Origin of the sequence: Chitinophaga pinensis DSM 2588, assembly GCF_000024005.1 — a bacterium.
Taxonomy (GTDB): Bacteria; Bacteroidota; Bacteroidia; order Chitinophagales; family Chitinophagaceae; genus Chitinophaga; species Chitinophaga pinensis.
Window position 1 is genome coordinate 8,122,054 of record NC_013132.1, and the last position, 21,836, is coordinate 8,143,889.

Annotated in this window: 17 protein-coding genes and 1 riboswitch; of the genes, 5 read left to right on the forward strand and 12 right to left on the reverse strand. The window is 45.4% G+C overall.

The window, feature by feature from the left end; genetic code table 11:
* Positions 1-9: 9 nt before the first annotated feature.
* The 6 genes from CPIN_RS31980 to nfi form a co-directional block, all read right to left on the reverse strand.
* A complete protein-coding gene (locus CPIN_RS31980) occupies positions 10-1,545 on the reverse strand; it encodes a SusD/RagB family nutrient-binding outer membrane lipoprotein (RefSeq protein WP_012794033.1) in 1,536 nt (511 codons plus the stop codon).
* A gap of 19 nt (positions 1,546-1,564) precedes the next feature.
* Complete coding sequence (locus CPIN_RS31985) at positions 1,565-5,008, reverse strand: SusC/RagA family TonB-linked outer membrane protein (protein WP_012794034.1); 3,444 nt, start codon at positions 5,006-5,008, stop codon at positions 1,565-1,567.
* A gap of 56 nt (positions 5,009-5,064) precedes the next feature.
* Entirely contained in the window at positions 5,065-6,120 is a 1,056-nt protein-coding gene (locus tag CPIN_RS37280) for a FecR family protein (RefSeq protein WP_012794035.1), read from the reverse strand.
* A 45-nt stretch (positions 6,121-6,165) separates the two neighbouring features.
* Positions 6,166-6,786, reverse strand: a complete 621-nt coding sequence (locus CPIN_RS31995; RefSeq protein ID WP_012794036.1) for an RNA polymerase sigma factor — start codon at positions 6,784-6,786, stop codon at positions 6,166-6,168.
* A 74-nt stretch (positions 6,787-6,860) separates the two neighbouring features.
* Entirely contained in the window at positions 6,861-7,937 is a 1,077-nt protein-coding gene (locus CPIN_RS32000; RefSeq protein WP_012794037.1) for an acyltransferase family protein, read from the reverse strand.
* Between the two features lie 51 nt (positions 7,938-7,988).
* A complete protein-coding gene (gene nfi / locus CPIN_RS32005) occupies positions 7,989-8,681 on the reverse strand; it encodes a deoxyribonuclease V (protein WP_012794038.1) in 693 nt (230 codons plus the stop codon).
* 228 nt (positions 8,682-8,909) lie between these two features.
* On the opposite strand from nfi, the gene CPIN_RS32010 reads away from it, so the two are divergent.
* Positions 8,910-9,110, forward strand: coding sequence for a hypothetical protein (locus tag CPIN_RS32010; RefSeq protein ID WP_044220213.1), 201 nt, complete (start codon positions 8,910-8,912; stop codon positions 9,108-9,110).
* Between the two features lie 7 nt (positions 9,111-9,117).
* Here the strand turns inward: CPIN_RS32010 and CPIN_RS32015 are convergent, their stop codons facing one another.
* Positions 9,118-9,573 (reverse strand): SMI1/KNR4 family protein, encoded by a 456-nt coding sequence (locus CPIN_RS32015; RefSeq protein ID WP_012794040.1) that lies wholly within the window; start codon positions 9,571-9,573, stop codon positions 9,118-9,120.
* 611 nt (positions 9,574-10,184) lie between these two features.
* Between CPIN_RS32015 and CPIN_RS32020 the strand changes: the two genes are divergently transcribed.
* The gene (locus CPIN_RS32020) at positions 10,185-10,607 is read left to right on the forward strand and encodes a hypothetical protein (RefSeq protein WP_012794041.1); all 423 of its coding nucleotides are present in this window, start codon (positions 10,185-10,187) and stop codon (positions 10,605-10,607) included.
* Positions 10,608-11,091: 484 nt separating this feature from the next.
* Here CPIN_RS32020 and CPIN_RS32025 read toward each other — a convergent pair whose 3' ends face one another.
* On the reverse strand, positions 11,092-12,495 hold the full coding sequence (locus tag CPIN_RS32025; RefSeq protein ID WP_012794042.1) for an alpha-L-fucosidase: 1,404 nt from the start codon (positions 12,493-12,495) through the stop codon (positions 11,092-11,094).
* Between the two features lie 264 nt (positions 12,496-12,759).
* Here CPIN_RS32025 and CPIN_RS32030 point away from each other — a divergent pair, with 264 nt between their 5' ends.
* Positions 12,760-13,617, forward strand: coding sequence for an OmpA family protein (locus CPIN_RS32030; protein WP_012794043.1), 858 nt, complete (start codon positions 12,760-12,762; stop codon positions 13,615-13,617).
* 59 nt (positions 13,618-13,676) lie between these two features.
* Here the strand turns inward: CPIN_RS32030 and CPIN_RS32035 are convergent, their stop codons facing one another.
* Positions 13,677-14,405 (reverse strand): carbon-nitrogen hydrolase family protein, encoded by a 729-nt coding sequence (locus CPIN_RS32035; protein WP_012794044.1) that lies wholly within the window; start codon positions 14,403-14,405, stop codon positions 13,677-13,679.
* 153 nt (positions 14,406-14,558) lie between these two features.
* Between CPIN_RS32035 and CPIN_RS37285 the strand changes: the two genes are divergently transcribed.
* Positions 14,559-16,274, forward strand: a complete 1,716-nt coding sequence (locus CPIN_RS37285) for a sensor histidine kinase (RefSeq protein WP_012794045.1) — start codon at positions 14,559-14,561, stop codon at positions 16,272-16,274.
* A gap of 59 nt (positions 16,275-16,333) precedes the next feature.
* On the opposite strand, the gene CPIN_RS32045 is transcribed toward CPIN_RS37285, so the two are convergent.
* The 3 genes from CPIN_RS32045 to pepT form a co-directional block, all read right to left on the reverse strand.
* Positions 16,334-16,744 (reverse strand): biopolymer transporter ExbD, encoded by a 411-nt coding sequence (locus tag CPIN_RS32045; protein WP_012794046.1) that lies wholly within the window; start codon positions 16,742-16,744, stop codon positions 16,334-16,336.
* A 27-nt stretch (positions 16,745-16,771) separates the two neighbouring features.
* Complete coding sequence (locus CPIN_RS32050; protein WP_012794047.1) at positions 16,772-17,485, reverse strand: MotA/TolQ/ExbB proton channel family protein; 714 nt, start codon at positions 17,483-17,485, stop codon at positions 16,772-16,774.
* A gap of 119 nt (positions 17,486-17,604) precedes the next feature.
* The gene (pepT, locus tag CPIN_RS32055; protein ID WP_012794048.1) at positions 17,605-18,849 is read right to left on the reverse strand and encodes a peptidase T; all 1,245 of its coding nucleotides are present in this window, start codon (positions 18,847-18,849) and stop codon (positions 17,605-17,607) included.
* A gap of 238 nt (positions 18,850-19,087) precedes the next feature.
* Positions 19,088-19,298: riboswitch (cobalamin riboswitch) on the forward strand.
* Positions 19,299-19,457: 159 nt separating this feature from the next.
* Between pepT and metE the strand changes: the two genes are divergently transcribed.
* Positions 19,458-21,767 carry a 5-methyltetrahydropteroyltriglutamate--homocysteine S-methyltransferase gene (metE, locus tag CPIN_RS32060; protein ID WP_012794049.1) on the forward strand — a complete coding sequence of 770 codons (2,310 nt, stop codon included), beginning with the start codon at positions 19,458-19,460 and terminating at the stop codon, positions 21,765-21,767.
* Positions 21,768-21,836: the final 69 nt, after the last annotated feature.

Below are 21,836 nucleotides of genomic sequence, written 5' to 3' on the forward strand. Positions count from 1 at the left end.
ATTTCGGTATTAGTTATTTTTATCCCACCATACGCGGGTTGTCATAAGATTCGCTCCCTGACGGCTGATAGCTTCAGCCAGGCTTTCACTGTTCACACTTTCTTCAGAAGGTGGATACAGCAGGCGACGTGGAATAGTACCACCCGTTGTATTACCAGCTACATTCACCGGTGTCAGTGCTGGATAACCGGTACGACGCCAGTTGGCATGTATCTCCTGTTCGTCCAGGAATAACGCTACCCATTTCTCCTGACCAATCATTGCTTTCATCGCTTCTGCGCTACCTGTCAGCGGATGTGCCGCCTGATAAGCGGTAATCTTTTCCGATGCAATCACCCCTCCGCTACCGAACAATGCCCAGTTACGCATAGAAGCGCCTATTGCATTGGAGAAAGCAGTAGCAGCGTTTCCTTCCCACCATCCCTGTACAGCAGCTTCTGCCAGCAGCAGATTTACTTCAGCAGCACTGATGATAATAAACGGTGCATTGTATTGTAAAATAGTAGCCGGATTAGGCTCGGAAAGGCTTGGAAAATCAGTTGGTTTATTCAGCAAACCATTGGGCATTCCCTTCTGCAAAGCTGTACTGGTGTCTGCTTTACCATTGTTCCATACGATTGCTATTACATTCAGACGGGGATCTTTATTCGTTTTCAGCACATCGATGAAGGTCTGCGCCAGCTTACCACCTTCGGTATTGCTGTTACCGTTCGCTACTGCATAGTCATTGGACAACATACTGGCAGCAGCCGGATTACGGTTGATCGCCTGTGAACCATCTACATATTTCATGGTAGCGATATCTGCATCTGTTGTAACCACACCGCCATCAATCGCTTTCTTCACCCAGGTTTGCGCTACAGCAGGAGATTTTCTGGAGATACGCATACCCAGACGTAACATCAGGGAATAAGCGAATTTCTTCCATCTTGTTACATCACCGGAATAGATAAAATCACCCGCACCGAAAGTAGCTGTAGCAGGATTCAGTTTTGCGGCCGCTTCATCCAGCTCTTTCAGCATATCGTTATAGATAGCTTCCTGTGTATCATATGCCGGTGTGAAATCATTCTCCGTATACCCTTTTACTGCCGCGGAATAAGGAATATCCCCATAGAGATCAGTAAGGCGGTGCATGATATACACACGGAAGATACGTGCGATGGCATGTTTATTCACATCTGCAGGCGCATCAGGATTCAATGCATTGATCGTAGTACCGATTTCGTTTACCGCTGTAGTATATCCGGTTGTGAAATAATCATAAGGATAAGTACCCTGCTGGAAATAATATTTATCACCGATACCTGGTACATCTTTATAAGTAGCGAAATGCTGCATAGAGCCACCACAAGCCAGTACATCAGTAGCGAAGTAACTGTTACCAAACGCATCCAGTAAAGCCTTACTGAACATATATTCAGGCTGTACAGTAGTAGATGCATCCGGGTTGATGTTCATTTCTTCGAATCCTTTATCACAGGATTGAAAAGTCAGCATAGAAGCGACTGCTGTATATATGAGAAAGTTAAAGCGCATTTTCATCCGTAGTAGTTTTAAGAGATTAGAATTTCACCATCAGGTTAGCACCAAAGCTTCTTGTACGAGGCATACCAAATGCTTCGAAACCTTGTGCATTGCCGTTTGTGTAGCTGGATTCCGGATCGAAGTTGTCGGTCTTCTTGTAAAGGATCAGCAGGTTACGTGCTACGAAAGACAAGGAAGCACTCTGTACGATTTTGAGTTTCGCTACCGGAATCTGGTAGCTGAATACCACCTGGCGTAATTTCACAAAGCTGCCGTCATACAGGAAATGATCCGTGTAGTTCTTCGTGTTATCGTAGTAAAGACGCAGATTGGCTACCGGAATCGTGTTATGATAGTCATTTCCTTTTTCATCCACACCATTCAGTTCAATACCATTTTCTCTGCCTACGAGTGTTTTCTTGTGCAGACCAAAACGGGTCGCATATACATCCGTACCGGAGAATACTTTGTTGCCAAACTTGCCGTCTACCAGGATGTCGAGGGACAGGCGTTTGTAGTTAAACGTGTTGCTCAGACCCATTGTCAGCGGCGGTACACCTCTGCCTAATGCTTTCAGTTCACTTTTCTGCTCATAGCCGGAGGTACTGTTGTAAACGGTCTGTCCTTTTTCATTCTGTACAGTAGTGTAACCCATGATGATACCATAAGGCTGTCCTACTGTGTTGTGTACAAATGCCCAGCTACCTACGCTTGTCGCCATTTGCAGGGTATTCAGACCTGCAGCCAGCTGTTCTACTTTACTGACATTGTAGGCCATGTTGTAGCTCACATTCCAGGAAAAGTCTTTACGTTTGATTGGCGTACCTGTCAGGAGTAATTCAACGCCTTTGTTGGAGAGTTTACCTACGTTCAGTAACGCATTGTTATAACCGGAGGCGGTAGAGATCGCAGTGCTTACGATATCGTCTGTCGTCTGTTTCTTGTAGTACGTCAGGTCAATGCCCAATCTGTTATTCAGGAACTGCGCTTCACCACCAACTTCATATGTAGTAGAGGTCAATGGTTTCAGGGTAGAGTTGGTTACCAGGTTCACTGCATTAGACTGCGTTACCTGCTGTACCGGACGACCCAGGTGACCTCCCTGTAACATCGTATATGTCTGATTCAGGATATATGGATCCGGCGTTGCACCACCTACCTGTGCCCATGAAGCACGCAGTTTTGCAAAGCTGATTGCCTTTGGCATCTTCACCGCATCAGAGAGGATAAAGCTACCACCTACTGAAGGATATAGAATGCTGTTGCTCTGTGGACTCAGTGTGGAGAACCAGTCCTGACGCGCTGTAAAGTTCAGGAAGAAGATGGATTTGTAATCCAGGTCCAGGGAACCAAATACTGAGTTGGTCGCTACTTTACCTCTTGTTGGCGTAGTTGTAGAGGTGGTCAGGTTAGTAGAGCTGTAGAAGAACGGAATGATAAACTGTGTACCTGCAATAGCCGTCTGGTTGGTATTAAAACGACGGGCATTAGCACCTACCAAAGCATTCACGCCGATGTTACCTGCGATCTTGGTGTTGTAACCGGCAGTTACCATAGAGTTAGTTTCAGCTACAGAGTTTCTCAGTTCACTGTATTCACCTGCTGCGCCGGTTGTGTACACAGTACCGGTTGGGATGATACCGATGTAGTTGTAATCAAAAAAGTCACGGCTCACTGTTCCTTTTACGTAGAGATTTTTCAGCAGATCATATTTAACGCTGGCCTGACCGATGAAACGGTTTTTGGTATCGTTGTTTTTAAATCTGTTGACAACAAAATAAGGGTTGGAAGCGTAGGCTGTTTCATTCCACTGGATCTCACGACCGGTTTCATCATAACCCGGATCCATCCAGCGTACGTCAACTGTGTTGGCTACCATATAAACGCCCCAGTTGGGGTTACCGGTGGCATCCCCGGAACTGGGACGGTTGGTTGCATTCTCAACATTATATTGCGCTATAGCTTCTATGCTCAGTTTTTTACCCAGGAAAGCATTCAGGTTCAGGTTCGCAATCTTCTTGTCGAACTTTGAATTTGGAATGATAGCTTTACTGTTGGTATTTGAGAGGGAGAAGCGGAAATTTACTGCTTCGCTACCACCGTTGAAGGCTACTGTATTGGTAAAAGTAGATCCGGTACGGTAGAAGTTTTTGATATTATCTTTCTGTGGAGTATATGAATGCATTTTCCCATCGAAAGCTACATATTCTGTACCATCCATTTTAGTACCCCATGAACGGCGGCCGTAGGTGATCGCCTCTGCCTGTGAAGTCGGCTTCAGACCTTTGTCACCCTGACCATATTCATACTGCCAGTCAGGCAATACAGCAGGCGATTCCAATGTCATGGTTGTATTGTAATCAACACCGATACCTTTACGTGCACGACCTTTTTTAGTGGTAATCACAATCACACCATTTGCAGCACGGGAGCCATACAGCGCCGCAGCAGATCCACCTTTCAGTACACTGATAGTTTCGATATCATCCGGGTTGATACCACCGATACCATCGCCTCTGTCTACGTTTTGTCCGCCACCACCTGTAGTCGGCGCACCACCCGGTGTCGTATTATCGATCGGCATACCATTCACTACATACAGTGGCTGGTTATTACTACCCAATGAGCTGTTACCACGGATGATGACACGGCTGGAACCACCAGGACCGCTCGCCAGACTGGTTGCATTCACACCAGGAATCTTTCCGCTCAATGCATTTGCAACGTTCACTTCACGTGCCTGTGTGAATTCACTACCTTTTACTTCAGATACTGCGTATACCAGGGCTTTCTTTTCCTTTCTGATACCCAATGCCGTCACTACTACTTCAGATAATGATTCATTCGATTCTGCCAGACTGATAGCCAGTGGCGCATCAGCATCGGTTACATTTACTTCTTTCTTAGCAAAACCCATGGAGCTGATCACCAGTACAAAAGGCGGTGTAGCGCCTTTGAGGTTCAGTTCGAAGCTACCATCAGGACCGGCCATAGCTGCCACATTGGAATTACCTTTGAGTACAATGCTTGCACCAGGTACAGGCGAACCATCAGGACCGGTTACTTTACCTTTCAGTTTATCAGCCATCAGACTGTTCACGTTGAGGATAGTGGATGCTGAAGGTGTATATATAGAATATTGTGTTTTATTGACACGCATATAAGCAAGCGCAAAGTCAGACAAGAGCAGGCGTAATGCTGCTTCTGTCTCCATGCTTTCCGCTTTTTCCATTAGTTCTGCTGATATCAGTTTCCCATCCAGTAATCCCTCTTTATAAGCGATACGGACATTTTGAAATTTCTTTAGCTTTATTAAAGCTTCTTTAAGGGACACAGTGGCAGATACGTGTTTTACAGGGATCTTATCAGACTGCCTCATGGCATACATCGAGGGCGTCTGTGCGCTGACAGATATGGCAATACCTGGCAGCAGGGCACAAGAGAGCAGCCCCAAAACGAGATTTTGGTTCAAAATGTTCATAGTTTTTTTTTACGTGTCCTAGTATTCCCGCGTTAAGCGTGTGTTTTTCACACCGTTTACTTTCCTGAAGCGATGACTAATTCCTTCTCTGAAGGCTGTTCAATTCTGACGTTGAGCGTAGTGGTAATTACAGTCAATAGTTCTTCTACATTAGCTACGTTAATATCTCCCTCTATCTTTAGCTTTTTGATGGATTGTTCACTGACCTTTACAGTATAACCGTAATTATCCTGTAATGTCTCTATTATTTCTCCTAAAGTGGCATCGGTAAACGTCAGTGGTACCTGTATCCAACGTCTGATCGATTCTGGTTTGTTTATTTTTTTGGTTAGCAATAAATGATTGTCTGCATACTCGATATAATCTCCAGGCAACATGACCACTGCTTTGGGCGCAGCTGGTCCTTCTTTGAACCCTACCTGTATTTTACCTGTTACCAGTCCTACTTTTGTTTTTCCGTGGCGGCTTCTTACATTAAATGAAGTACCCAGTACTTCGATGGTCAGTCCATTGCTGTGTACCAGGAAACGTTGACCGGGTCTTACATTGGTGGTATCCCTGTTCAGGTGTTTGACATCGAAGAAAGCCTCTCCTTCTATCCATACTTCTCTGGGAGCGATCGTATCCCATTTTTCCTGGAAGGAGATAGAAGAGGTTGCGTTCAATGTCACTACTGAATGATCGGGCAGGGTGATCGTTCTTTTCTCGCCGTATCCTGTAGCGATCATCTCTATGTGTGGCCTGTTCAGCTTACTATAGATCAGGTATCCGCCGGCAGTAGCTACCAATGCGATAGCGGCTGCTCGTACCCAGACATTCATTCTGCGGAAGATACCTGGACGACGGGATTCCTCTGCTGCAATAGTGGCAGTGATCCTGTCCAGCAAATGCGCTTTATTGTCCTTGTTTTCCCAGATTTCCTGCGAACGGTAAGTACGGATCACACTGACTGCAAAATTGAAATTCTCAGCAGCTGAAGGGTACTGTACAGGGAATTCGCTCCAGAACTGTGCTACAAGAACGTCCTGCTCTTTGCCTGACACCCATTTAATGAAGGCGTCATCATCCAGGAAATTCTCCAGTGTATACGTCGTATATTTTTCATTGTTCATCACGATATCCCCTATTTACTACTATTAGACATGACATGGCTGAAATTATCCCTCCGTTACCGGAATTTTTTTAGAAAAATTTCTAAAGAGGAATATCATTATGCTGAGGAAGGTCAGGAAGCATTTATCTGACACTTTATGAAGGTTGTCGAGGGCCTTATATAATAATTTATAAGTGGAGCTCATATTGATGTCCATAATGACGGATATTTCCTCATAGGACATTCCTTCATAAAAACGGAGAAAGATGATTTCCTGCTGACGGGCAGGCAGTGTATTAACAAGTGCGATGACCTGATTTCTGAGTTCCTGTTCTTCCTGGCGGAAAGAGGCATCAGGTATAAAGTTGACAGCAAAGGCTCCCTGTCCGGATGCATTGTCCAGTTCTACAAATTTAGACAGGGATTGTATTTTACGAAACAATGTAGAGCGTAATGCTTTATACAGGTAATTCTTCACGGAGGCTGGATTGCCCAGTCTTGCGCGGGTAGTCCATAGTCTTACAAAAAGATCATGTACTACATCCTGGATCAGATCCGCATCCTGCGTAAATTTGCGGCCGTAATTGTTCAACAATTCATAAAATTCACCGTAGAGCGCAGTAAAAGCGTCCCAATCCCCCTGTTTAAACGCATTCCACCATAACACGTGACTCTCCGATTGCATTAGCAGTTAGTTTATCAAGACGATTCCTAATAATACAAAAAAAATACCGCCCGGTGATAACATTTTCGTTCGTGTCAGATTTTTACGATTATATTTCTTTTATACATGATCCATACTGGTATGAACATCAGGATGACCAGGGTGATCGCCGCTGCAAGGGATGCATTGAACGGAGATAAGAAAGCGCCATATGCGCGGAACATACCGCCGGACATACCTTTAAATATCATAGGAATGGCGCCGGATAAAACATAGGCGGTGATCGCATTACGGCCGAATGCTACGAAAGGAGGCGTGATACTTTTATACTGTTGCACATCGATGAGCCAGTAAGAAAGTGCAAGGCCCATAGCTGCCAGTCCGCCTGTATACAAAACAAAGGAACTTGTCCATAATGATTTATTGATCGGGAAAAAGCCATCCCATATCAGCCCTGCGATAACAGACAGAAAACCTGCTGCAAACAACCAGGACACCTTATCCGCATCCGCCACATCTTTTCTGCGTAACCAGTCGCCGGTCATAATACCCAGCAATCCTGTGGATATCGCAGGCAGTGTACTAAGCAATCCTTCAGGGTCCCAGGTGCGGGCCTGTTTCCAGAGATGCTGCTCTCCCAGTACTGTTCTGTCTATCCAGGCAGCCAGATTGGTTTCCGCTTCCAGGTTGGCCGGACCATACCCGGGTACCGGGACCACTGTCATCAGCAGCCAGTAGATCACCAGGAACGAAATGCAGAGCCATATACGGGGCTTAGTGCCCGTTTTTAAGTATAGTAAGGAAATAACAAGGAAAACGATAGAAATGCGCTGTAATACGCCTAAAATCCTCAGATTATGGAAATCAAAAGAAGGGATCAGACGAAAAGCCAGTCCGATAGCAAAAAGTATCGCCGCACGGCGGATGATATGAATGATCAGTGAGGTATGTCCGCTGACATCAGCCTTCCTGCTGCTCAGCGCAAAAGTAACCGATACACCGACCATAAAGAGGAAGAAAGGAAAAACCAGGTCTGTTGGTGTACAGCCATTCCATTTTGAATGTTCCAGTGGCGGATAGACATACGACCAGCTTCCCGGATTATTCACCAATATCATGGCAGCGACAGTTAATCCGCGGAAGAAGTCGAGCGAAAGGAGCCTTTGTTTCATTGAACGTAAGATTTAGTGCTGGTACCTGTTAAGATAGCAGAATAAATTTTATCACAAAAGCTCCTTCCCCTGATTTTCTCTGAATGCGATAAAAGCTTCTCTTCCGTAGTGGTCTGCCTTACGGGTTGTTTCTGGCAAACGGTATGTTACACTCATTTTTAGTACCATCGCGGTAGCAGTATCCAGGGATACTTTATGTCCGGTAGAAACGAATACAGGACTGATGCCGTTCTGTGTTCTGAGGGCATTGCCAATATGTTCTCCATTGTCTTCTGCAAGTAAAGGACTGACAGCGCCTCTTTCAGCAGCCAGTTCTTCATACTTACCGAATAAGCGGGTTTTACCACATCCCAATGCAGGTACATCTAATAGTACCCCCATATGACAGGCAAGTCCGAAGCGACGGGGATGCGCGATTCCCTGTCCGTCACAGATGACGAGATCTGGCCGGCGTTCCAGTTTCTTCCAGGCTTCCAGCAATACCGGCATTTCCCGGAAAGAAAACAGTCCCGGGATATATGGAAAGGTGACCTGCATACAATGCGTGGCTACTTCCACTACTTCAAGGGTATTGAAATCAAGTAAGACAAAGGCGCCTGCAATGAGGTCGCTTTCCTTGTCATATTCTACATCCACACCGGCAATGAGTTTGATGTGGGCAGGCAGTTCGTCCGTCCGGATCACCTTTGGACGCAACTCTTCCTGTAATTGTATCGCCTCCTGTTCTGTGAGCATCGTGTTCATGATAAATTTCCTTTACTTCCTAAACGTTTCACGGCTGCTGCCTGTAACTTTTGAGTCCGCCAGCGCGTTTAACTGACAATTCCAACCCCCGTGATTAATCAACCAGACTAAACGAAAATGAAACGTATTATTACCATTTGTGCCCTAATATCAGCATTTGCCTGCTCAAAAGACCATAGCAGGACTTTTAAAGGAATAATAACTGAATCGGACAATTGCTGCTCCTCAATGGAAGGGGGTAGAATTTACAAAGTGAATATCGTTGGATCTGACAGTACGGTCACGACGGTATTACCGGCAGACTACAAGCTTGGAGATGCCATTGCATTCAATATGCATATAAATGATACACCTCCTGCAATACTATGTCTTGCCATCTGTACAATGCCAGGTCTTGTGAAGTTATCGGATGTGACAAGAGTAGAGTAACAAACCGTTATTTCTTAATAACGCCATCAAACTTCAATACTTTATTCAGCTCTTCCCTGATCAACTGAGAAAAGGAGGGTTTAAAAACATCAGCTTTACCCGCATCCAGGACATACACAGCAGGATCGTCTTCTTCTGACGCACAATCGAAGAAATAAGAGGAAAGTCCCTGCCACTGGCCGAAGAAGAAGTGACTGTCTTTTATTACAAAGGCGGTGGAGCCCGTGTCTGCCAATGATTTAACAGCATCTTTCCTGTTCTGTGCCAGGTAGGATACTTCACTTGAATAATTTCTCAGAATACGTCCCTTTTTCTTTCCGAATATAGAGATGAACTCCACGTAGGCTAAGGGAAGCTTTACATTATACTGTAACTCTATTGCTTTGATCTCTTCCGCGTTAACTCCTTGAGGATCACCCAGGTTCTTTGGATACTGTTGTAAAAAATCCAGATACTTTGCCATGTGATAATCTGATAATAAAGCATAATATTAATTATTTTTTTCATGGAAACGTAGGATTTTTTCCACGGCCTGTTGCGCCTGGTATCAGACCATATTGCGCATAGCTGCGAATAGTCGTTATAATGGAGAAAGGGTATAACAGGCATACAGCAAAGTAAGCGACGGCACCGCTGTAAATAGGGGTTAAATTGCACCTGTATGCCGTCGGGCACTGAAACAGATGACAATCATCAATGGAGAAAAAGAAGTGAGGGAAAATGGGGTAGCTGGGTCAAATAATGGAAGAAAGGCCATTCGTACTGTCCCTATCCCAAAATAGATGCCAGAATGTAGTACATTCTACACACAATAATCCCGCAACGCCACATGAGTGCGACACATACAAGCCACTAACTACTAGGGCTCAATACATTAAGCAGTGCAGTCAGATTTTATCAACATTCACTGATTTGGCTGATTGGGCGCACCATTGCTGCCCGTATCCCAAACACAAAAGCACGGGGTTTCCTCCGTAAATACAGATACAGTTCGAACCTGGTAGCACTCCACACTACGAAACTGGTATGATTTTACGCGCAATTAATTAGCGTTCACCATTTAAACCAGACAGGATGAAAAAGAATACCAGGGATGTTGCTGTTATCGCAGGAGTAAGCGTCATTGCCGGATCCCGCGCTACACTGGCGCCGGCGTTACTGTTTCCGGAAAATAAAGTACTCACGATGATGGCTGCCGGTGAGGCTTATGTGGATAAATTACCGGGCATCGGCGACAGAATAGCGCCTGCGGGGCTTGTCGGACGAAGCATTTCAGGTGCCATTACCGGTGCTGTAGTGAGTAAGCGCAGACAAAGGAATATGTGGCTGGGAGCGCTTGTAGGAGCCGCAGCAGCCTGCGCCGGAGCTTATGTAACTTATTATGCCCGCAAGAAAATAGGGCAGATCACACGTACTCCCGACCCTGTTGTCGGACTGATAGAAGACGTAGCAATGATCTGTCTCGGCAGCATATTACTCGACGACGACCGAATATAGACTATGTATAAACCTAAGGCCGTCCACCATCGGCGGACGGCCTTCGCTTGTCTGATAATAGCCATCATCATATTTGCAGCTTTTCCCAATCTTACCGAGTCATTCTATCTAAGTCCTTCGACCAGGATTTCCTTTCTACGTTCCTCCTGCACTGTACACCGAATATTACCTCCGGATTATTGTCATTGATATACGAAATACAGATGCATAATCTGCGAGAAAAGCATACGCATTACTGTTGATAATCTCCTTAAAAAGTGCCAGTGCTTAATGAGTAAGTAGGGAATTATTTTTGTCAGTCAGAAAATTAAACACCAACAAAGGAGAAAACATCATTTAACAGGTAACGTAAGATACTTCGTGCAGCAGCTATGGTGAGTAATCAGACAGGCATTAAAAAGGCTTTATCCTTCGTTAATCCTTCATTCAAAATGGAAGGATTAACGAAGGGTAAAGCCTTTCTGATAAGCATTATAAGTAGTACTTATCTTCTTTCATCAAAGATACCGAATTCTGCAATAGCAGGAGCATCTTTGAATTCATCGATCAGTATACGCACTTTACCACCCCATACTCTGTTAAAGCGATGGATCTTCACACGACCGCCACCTTCACCTTGTGTAATTGGTTTCCATACACCGTTTTCGTTGTATTCCAGGCGGTATTTTTTGATATTGCTGCCGTCTTCAACGATGGTGATCATATTGAAGCTTTTATCTTTATCAAAGATGATTTCATACCATGGTTGTTTTACAACCGGGTTGGACTGCCAGCTGCTACCGAAACGGTCGTCATTCGCAAAATCCATGATATTCATATCATTGCTCCAGCTGGAGTTGCTGCGCTGGAATTTAGCAATATTAGAAGAGATGATCGGTGCTTCTGCTGGTGTCAAGGCAGGCATAGCACCTGTGTTTTTCCAGCGCTTTCCTACTTCTTCCAGTGCTTTAACAGCGTTAGGATCGATCAGACCGTCGCGGTTTGGCGCAACGTTCAGGATGAAGTTACACCATGCTTTATTCAGCGGTACCAGGATGTCGTCTACCAGTTTTGCCGGATCTTTTACAGGAGTCGTCGGGAAATCAGATTTCCAGAACCATGCGCTGTTGATTGGCAGGCAGGATAATGCCGGCAGTCTGTTTGCTTCTTTAGAGATGTGCTGACCAGCACCCTGCTCATAAGACTTGATATCGGTGTAAAACAGGGCCTCTGTCGGGTATTTTGCCGCGTTGAGGTCCATTACCAGGCAATTAGGTTGCAGGGTCTTAATAAGGCGATAAACCTCTTCAAATGGTACTTCATCATAAGAGATCCTGGACCATGGAGCATCCCATCCATCGATAATGAGTGCACTGATCTCGCCGTAGTTGGTCAGGAGTTCGGTCAGCTGTGCTTTCACCATATCGATGTGCTGACGGGTAATGTCATGCGGACGCAGTTTGTGGTGGGTATCCAGGATAGAGTAATACAGCATAACTTTCAGTCCTTTGGCCCTGAATGCGTTTACATATTCCCTTACCACATCTTTCTTGTAAGGGCTGTTCATCACATTATAATCTGTCGTCTTGGTATCCCAGATACAGAAGCCGCTATGATGTTTGGTGGTCAGACAGCCATAGCTCATATTAGCTGCTTTCGCGGTGGCTGCCCATTGGTTACAATCCAGTTTTTTAGGATTAAACAGGGATACCGGCGCTTCCGGATCAGGCCAGTCCTGATCAGCGAATGTTGGGATGTTAAAGTGAATAAACATACCGAAACGCAAATCGACAAATTCCTGTTGTAATGTTGCCAGTTGTTTTGCGGTTGATTTCACCTGCGCCTTTAACATGGCCGGCATCGCCAACAGCATGCACAGCGCAAGACGCAAAAAGAATACATTCTTCATAATGTCTGAATACGATTTTTAGATTTTGAGACCCGAGAGTTCGTGGATAAATAAAATTTCTACAGCTACTAAAATAGAACAATCAGATTAGGCTTTTCAGCTATGAGAAGACAATATAATGAATTGCGAATTTCCCATTAGTTGATGTCTTTTAACAATTTAACAGGAATCTACATGAGTGCGCAGCAAAAAGTGGCATGGTGTTGGATTTATGGGCAGTAAAGAGAACAACAGCAAGAGTCATTAAAAACAAACACAATTTATATGAAACTTAGATTCATAGCACTATCATTATCCCTTCCAATTTTCTTATTCTCCTGCGTGAGCACAAAGAAGTTTAAAGCTTCTGAGGCGAAGTACGCGGAACTGTCATCGCAGTATGCAAGCTTACAGGGTAAGCTGGAAGATTGCCAGCGCAGCCTGCGTGATACCGCATCAGCTTTTGAACGCAGCAGAAACGTAAGTGAAGAAAGAGTGGAAGGGCTCAAACAAAATAACAGCACCTTACTTAACCAGTTGAAAGATCTCTCTGTGATCAGTAATTCACAGGCGGAAAGCATTAAGAAATCACTGGATAACATCGGCGCTAAAGACGCTTACATACAGGACCTGCAGTCTGCGATTGCACGTAAAGACTCCCTGAACATGGCACTGGTGATGAACCTGAAAGGTGCTATCGGTAACCTGGATGATAAGGATATTAACATCAAAGTGGAAAAAGGTGTAGTGTATATCGATATCTCTGATAAGATGTTGTTTGAAAGCGGTAGTTACGATGTTACACCAAAAGCGAAGGAAGTACTTGGTAAAGTGGCTAAAGTGCTGTTAAATCAGCCTGATATCGAATTCATGGTAGAAGGTCATACCGACAGCAACCCTTATAAGAAAGGTGTATTACTGGACAACTGGGATCTGAGTGTGAAAAGAGCTACTGCTGTAACAAGGGTATTGCAGAATGATTACAATATTCCGCCAGCTCATATCACTGCGGCAGGTAGAAGTGAATATCTGCCAATCGCCAGCAATGATACGCCAGAAGGACGCGCTACCAACCGTCGTACACGTATCGTGATTCTGCCTCAGCTGGATCAGTTCTTCAAACTGCTGGAGAAAAAACAATAATCATCCATTTCATTATAGCAAGAAAGAGCGTCTCTCTAACGGGGGGCGCTTTTTTTGTGTCAGATAACGACTGACATAGCCGTGCGGGTGTCTGTATCCAGTATCAGGATGCCTTCATTGGTAGCATCCAGCTGCTCCAGGACTGCCCCGGTACTATCCCATACGGCCGACTTGCCGGCACACTGGAAACCGTCCGATTCTCCTACTGCGTTAGATAATAAGACCATCATATCATATTCGCAGCCTATTCTGGACAAACGGTCAAAGGCATTTTCAATGCCACCCGTCGATTTTACGGAACTGGCCAGGTAAAACTGTGCACCACACTTGTAAGCGTCCTCTACATGTTGTGGAACGGATAGCTCGTAGCAAATGGCCAGCGCCACATCTCCGTCTTCTCCCAGCAGACTGAGACTACTTTCTCCGCTGACAAAATAGGGGTCTTCATCTGCATGGAGATATTTCTTTGCATATACATGCCGGCTTTCCTGCGGCTGGAACAGCACCATACTGATCGTAATACCTGCAGCCGTTTTTAAGGGCACTCCTACCCCGATGGTAATCGCTTTTTCATCGCTGATATCCTGAAAGACATTCAGTCTTTCGTCATGCAGTTCTGTGGCCAGTTCTTTTGCCAGGGTAGGTTCATAACCTGTGATAGATAATTCAGGGAAGATGATAGTATCTGCGCCATTGGATACTGCGAGATCGATAATTTTCTTGTGATTTTCGATGTTAGTCAGGATGTCCCCTTTTACCGCTCTTGCCTGCGCTACGCAAAGTTTCATAGTCTAGTGAGTTTTTAAATGGACGCCTAAAAAAATAAAGACTAATCTAATCAATAAATGGTGATCAGACGGCATAAAATTTTAAAGAATATACTTTAAATAATCCGAAATTTGGATAGGAATGCAAGTTCAATTCTCCATAAACAGCGGACGATGCAAGTACAACATCTTTTAGACACGAATGAGGCCCGTTTAAAGGCTGTGATTGAGGCAACCCCGGAATGTATCAAAATTGTAGCCCCGGACGGGACTGTGCAGTTTATGAACAAGGCCGGGCTGTGTATGGTGGATGCTACTGAAGCCCAGACTGTTGAAGGATGCTGCGTATTTGATATTATCGCCGCTGAACACAGGGACCGCTGGATTGAAAACCATAACAGGGTATGCAACGGTGAAAGCCTGAACTGGGAATTTGATCTGATCAGCCTGAACGGTACCCGGCGCCATATGGAAACACACGCCGTTCCGATGCCCAATGGCGATGGCACATTTTCACAACTCGCTGTTACCCGTGATGTTACGGAAAGAAAACGGTCAGAGCAGACGCTAAAGAGACATGACATCATTCTCCGGGGACAAAAATATGCGCTGGAACAGGCTGTACACGGCAAACCTATCAAAGAAGTACTGGAAACCCTGGTAAAAACAGTGGAGGATCAGTCAGATGGTTCTTTAATGGCCTCCATTCTGCTGATAGATCCGGAGGGCAGGCGGATGTTGCATGGTGCATCACCCAGTTTGCCTGCCGGTTACAATGAGGCCGTCAACGGTGTAGAGATCGGCCCGGCTGTGGGTTCCTGCGGAACTGCTGCCTTCAGAGGAGAAGAGATTACCGTACAGAACATTGCCGATGATCCCTTATGGGCCGATTATAAAGAACTGGCCTTATCACATGGTTTGCGCGCCTGCTGGTCCATACCGATCCTCTCTTCGCAGCAGCGCCCTATCGCAACATTTGCACTCTATTATAGCATAGAACAAACACCTGCTCCGGAAGACAGGGAAGCGGTGGAATTACTGGCAAGAACGGCCGGGATCGTGATAGAATGGTACAGGGAGATCGCTGAGCGCAAGGAATTAATGGCCCAATTGGAGACCCGTGTCAGCGAGCGTACCAATGAGCTCAATAACGTCAATGCCGCTTTACAGAGCTCTAATGATACCCTGGAACAGTTTGCACACGTGGCCAGTCATGACCTGAAAGAACCGGTCCGGAAGATCAAGATATTCACATCCAGACTGGAGGATGAAACGGGACATTTACTGAATGAGCGAGGAAAGACTTACCTCCATAAGATCCAGTCATCCGCAGAGCGTATGTCTACCATGATAGAAGGGGTGCTCAACTACTCTGTGCAGAACGGAGCCCCTAAGATCAACGAAAAAATAGACCTGAACATCATCATAGAAGAGATCAGGAATGACCTGGAGGTCGTGATCCAGCAGAAACATGCAGTCGTGAATGCGGGTCCCCTACCGGTCATAGAGGGCGATCGCATACTGATACACCAGTTGTTCTATAATCTGCTGAACAATTCACTGAAGTTCACTACTGAGCAGGAGCGACCTGTCATCACCATTGAAGCGACGCCGGTGCTGCAACACGAGGATGCCAGTTATAATATTCTGATAACGGATAACGGTATCGGCTTTGATCAGCAGCAAAGCGAAAAGATATTCGATACCTTCACCCGCCTGAATTCAAAGGACAAATACGACGGTACGGGCCTCGGACTGGCCTTGTGTAAGAAGATCGTACAACGCCATCATGGGACTATTATGGCGAGCAGTGAAAATGGGAAAGGCGCTACTTTCAGTCTGATATTGCCAGTCGTACAACCCGCATCAGCCGATCTGCAACCCGTATAAAAAACGCGGTCCGGAATAGCAGACTGCCATTCCGGACCGCGGTATAATACCTTGTTTTATTACCCTTTACTCTGTGGATTGGCAGTTGCCAATACCACTTTTGCCCCGATTTCACGGGCTACTTCCATCACTTTTACGACTTCTTCCACCGGCACTGTTCTTTCTGCGTTGATAACAATGGTCGGATCCACTGTTTCACGTCCGAGTGCAGGGATCAGCATCTGTTTCAGGCTTTCGAAAGGCACCTTGTTTGTCCCTACGAAGAATTCCTTTTTATCATTGATGCTGACTACCACCGTTTGTCTTGCTTTCGTATTGCTCTTTGCTTTGGGCAATGTCAGCTTGATCACATTCGGATTGGCCAGCGTAGATACGATCAGGAAGAACAGCAACAGAATGAACAGGATATCATTCAGTGCGCCGTTGTGCAGCTCCAGATGCCGCTTGTTTCTTCTATTGCGTAAATTCATATTTTACAATTACAGATGATCAATGATTTATCTTGTTGGTTCCTGCAAAATATCAATGAACTCTGCTGAAGCGCCTTCCATTTTATTGATCACCTTATCGATCTGTGCATTCAGGAAGCTGTAACCGATGTAGGCTACCAGACCGATGATCAGACCTGTAGCGGAAGTGATCATCTTTACGTAGATACCACCAGCAATCGTGCCCAGGGTGATATCGGACGTGATAGAGATATTAAAGAACGTCTGGATCATACCTGCGATAGTACCCAGGAATCCGAACATCGGAGCGATACCTGCGATAATAGACAGGATCACCAGGTTCTTTTCCATCTTATAGATTTCCAGTTTACCTACATTCTCCATGGATTTCTCGATACTTTCGATAGGTTTACCTATACGTTGTACCCCTTTGTCGATCATACGTGCTATAGGACTGTTGGTGTTTTTTGACAAAGAGCGGGCAGCGGAGATATTGCCATTGGAGATATGATCCCTGATCATGGGCATAAAGTTATCTTCCAGCTTACCGGCTTTGGAGATGGTCAGATATCTTTCCACGAAAGCGAAAACAGCGATCACGGAAAGGATACCTAAAGGTATCATCAGCACACCACCTTTAGCGATCAGGTCGAGTAGTCTGATTTGCTGATCGGCAGCTGCCGCGGTAGCCGCTGTGGCAACGGTGTCTGCCTTTGGCTGTAATAGAGAATCCTGTAATAATGTAACGAGTCCTAAGAGCATGAATAAATTTTTAACCTTGCAAAAGTATATATTTCAAATGCAACAAGGGAGGAAGATACCAATAATATGGTAAACATTTAACGTATGTTCCGGCAAAATATTGCCAATCAACGAACTAATTAGCTACGTTCTTCCCAAACCTGTGCCAGATGGACAATAGTTTGCACGGCTTTTTCCATGTCCTGGATACTCACATACTCATTTTTGCTGTGCAGGGCCATCTCACCAGTGAAGATATTCGGACAGGGTAAACCCATAAAAGAGAGTCTGGAACCGTCTGTTCCGCCACGGATGATCAGCCTTAAAGGCTCTACCCCTGCGCGTCGGATGGCTTCTTCTGCATTAGCTGTTACCTCCGGATGCAGGTCCAGCACTTCTCTCATATTGCGGTATTGCTGTGTAACGGTAAGGGTGGCGCTGGCCTGTGGATAACGGGCCATCACCGTATTCATAATATTACGCAGGAAGGCGGCATGATCTTCCAGTTTAGCCGTTATGAAGTCACGCAGTATAAAATCGATCTCCGCATGTTCTACGATACCGTGTATCCTTACCGGGTGAATAAAGCCCTGACGGTCTTCCGTAGTTTCGGGTGACAGACTGTCTTTCGGAAGCGCATCCACGATTTCGCTGGCTATCTTAATGGCACTCACCAATTTATCCTTGGCTGTACCCGGATGTACGCTAACACCGTTTATGGTGATCTTTGCGCCATCTGCAGAAAAGCTTTCATTCTCCAGTGAACCACGTTCACCACCATCTAATGTATAACCAAACTGCGCACCCAGGCGTTGCATATCCAGTTTTTCCACACCACGCCCTACCTCTTCATCCGGTGTAAACAGGATACGGATATCGCCATGTTTGATTTCAGGATGTGCCAGCAGGAACTGTGCGGCATCCATAATTTCAGCTACACCTGCTTTGTCATCTGCACCTAACAGCGTAGTTCCACTGGCGGTAATAATATCATCTCCTTTTTTAGAAACCAGGTAAGGATGCTCGGTAGCTCTGATCACCGTACCCTCTTCCGGCAAAGCAATATCGCCTCCGTCATACTGACGATGAACAATTGGTTTTACATCTTTACCACTACAATCGCTGGAGGTATCCATGTGAGAACAGAAACAGATAACAGGCACCTGTTTATCTGTATTACCGGGGATCGTGGCAAACACATAACCATGTTCATCCATGATGGCATCTTTGATGCCCATTTCCTGTAACTCGCTGACCAGCAGGCGGCCAAGATCTTTCTGCTTTTCTGTGGAAGGAAAGGTCTTGCTGAGTGGATCTGATTGTGTATCTATCTGTACATAGCGCATAAAGCGCTCAGTTACCGTGTATTTATAATTATTGAACATATTGCAAACGTAAGGAATTTCGGATTCCGGCAAATAAGTACAGCCCGTTTTCTATGTCCGGCAGAAAAAATCACTGTTTAAATCGCAATTCTGATCCAAAACAGTACAATCATCTACATGAAGATCTATATAAGAACAAAACACCAAATAAAAATACTTTATAATAATTTTGTTCCACAATACTAAGTTTGCACAGAAAATAAACAAGGTTACTTATATTGTTGTGGAACTTAAATGCCACTCAATAACTGTTTGCGGTGTTCTTCCGGTAAAAAAGAAGGAATTAAAAAGGAACCGTGTGTAAATCACGGGCTGACGCGCAACTGTAAGTAACCTCCCGGGTTATGGCCGGCATATGTCCATTGTCGGGTACGTCTGCAGACGTACAGACGAGAAGGACGGTCATAACTGTTACAAGCCAGGATACTTGCCACAGACAGATTGATGTATGCTTTCGCGAATATGGAGCAGTCATCAGGTTATCAGCGCCGGCACTCTATTGTTGACATCCCGTCAGCGATCTGCCGCCTGTCCCTGCCCTTCTCATTCCCGTATCGCATACCTGCAGTAAGTCTCCTATTATTTCACTCCTTTAAAAACATGCAAGTATGCAAACCAACATTCTTGGCTATCCGCGTATTGGTAGCAACCGGGAATTGAAGAAGGCCAATGAAGCCTATTGGACCGGAAAGATCTCCCTTGAAAAATTACAGCTTACCGCCAGACAGTTACGCCGACAGAACTGGGAGACATTACATCAGGCAGGAATTGACCTGATTCCTTCAAATGATTTCTCTTATTACGATCAGATACTTGATATGTGTATCATGACCGGCGCTATACCTGCCCGTTTCCAGGCATTAAAGGAAAGTCTTGTTACACCGAGCAGTCCGGAGCTGTATTTCGCGATGGCACGTGGCTATCAGAAAAACGGATTTGATGCAACGGCCATGGAAATGACTAAATGGTTTGATACCAACTATCATTACCTGGTACCTGAATTTGATGCTTCACAGGAATTCAGTCTGCTGTACAATAAATGCCTGGAAGAATTCAAAGAAGCACAGGCGATCGGCATCCATACCAAACCTGTATTGGTAGGTCCTGTCAGCTTCCTGCTCCTGGGAAAAATAAAAGAGGAATCCTTACAGCTGCCAGCCTTGCTGGATAAACTATTACCGGTATACATCCAAGTATTACAATCACTTTACCAGGCAGGCGCTACCTGGATACAGATAGATGAACCTACCCTTGTACTGGACCTGACACCGGCACAACAGGACCTCTTCCTGCAGGCATATGCGAAGATCAGAAAAGCAGTTCCTGCACTGAAACTTCTGCTGACTACCTACTTTGGCGGATTACAGGATAATACAGCCCTGACCACACAGTTGCCGGTAGATGCTTTACATATAGACCTGGTCAGAGCGCCGGAACAACTGGATACTTTACTGGCGGCTTTACCTGCCGGTTTACAACTTTCTGTAGGTGTTGTGAATGGTCGTAACATATGGAAAAACAACTACGATACGTCCCTCCTGCTGATTAATAAGGCGATTGCAGCCCTTGGAAGAGAACGAGTACTCATAGCGACTTCCTGTTCACTGCTGCATACACCTTATGATCTTGAACTGGAAACAGACGAATCCGTACTTACACCACAGATCAAAAACTGGATGGCTTTTGCAAAACAGAAAGTGTATGAAGTGATCGCGTTGAAAGATATTCTGAATGGTCATGATGAATTGCTGCTGCAAACAAACCAGCACACCATGCAGGAAAGAGCAACAGCTGCTATTATTCATAAACCAGCTGTTAAAGCGCGCCTGGCAGCCCTGACGCCTGCAGATGCAGCACGTAAAAGCATATTCACTGCCCGTCAGAAAGCACAGGAAGAAGTATTGCAATTGCCGCTGTTTCCTACAACGACAATCGGCTCTTTTCCGCAAACAGAAGATATCAGAAAGCTACGCGCCGATCTGAAAAAAGGAGATATTACAAAAGAAGGATACGATACAGCTATTCGTAAAGCCATACAGGATTCTGTACAGTTACAGGAAAGCCTGCGCATAGACGTACTGGTACATGGAGAGTTTGAGCGTAATGACATGGTGGAATACTTTGGTGAGCAACTGGAAGGATTTGTATTCACAAAAAACGGCTGGGTACAGAGCTATGGTTCCCGATGCGTAAAACCACCGGTGATATATGGCGATGTGCAACGTAGTACACCGATGACAGTTGAATGGAGCAGTTATGCACAATCGCTGACAAACAAACCGATGAAAGGAATGCTGACAGGCCCTGTTACCATTCTTCAATGGTCTTTTGTAAGAGATGATCAGCCACGTGCTGAAACCACATTACAGATAGCATTGGCTATCCGGGATGAAGTGGTGGATCTTGAACAGGCAGGCATCCGGGTAATACAGGTGGACGAACCTGCTATCAGAGAAGGGCTTCCATTACGTCAGGCGGACTGGCAATCTTACCTGGACTGGGCTGTAAAAGCCTTCCGTGTATCAGTTTCCGGCGTGGAAGATGCCACACAGATACATACGCACATGTGTTATTCAGAATTCAATGATATTATCAGCAATATTGCTGCAATGGACGCAGATGTGATCACCATAGAAACATCGCGTTCACAGATGGAATTGCTGGAAGTATTCTCCACTTTCCATTATCCGTATGAGATCGGACCAGGCGTATATGATATTCACTCACCACGCGTGCCTACCGTAGCTGAAATGACAGAACTGCTGGAAAAGGCTATACAGTTGTTGCCGGCACGGAATATATGGGTGAATCCGGACTGCGGACTTAAAACCCGTAAATGGCCGGAAACAGAGCAGGCATTACGCAACATGGTAGCTGCCGCCCGCAACATGCGTGTAGCGGTTCAGACAATGGTATAAACATTACCAGATAACCATTTATCCATTATTCAAACCAATGAAGTGCGGCAGGATTTCCTGCTGCACTTT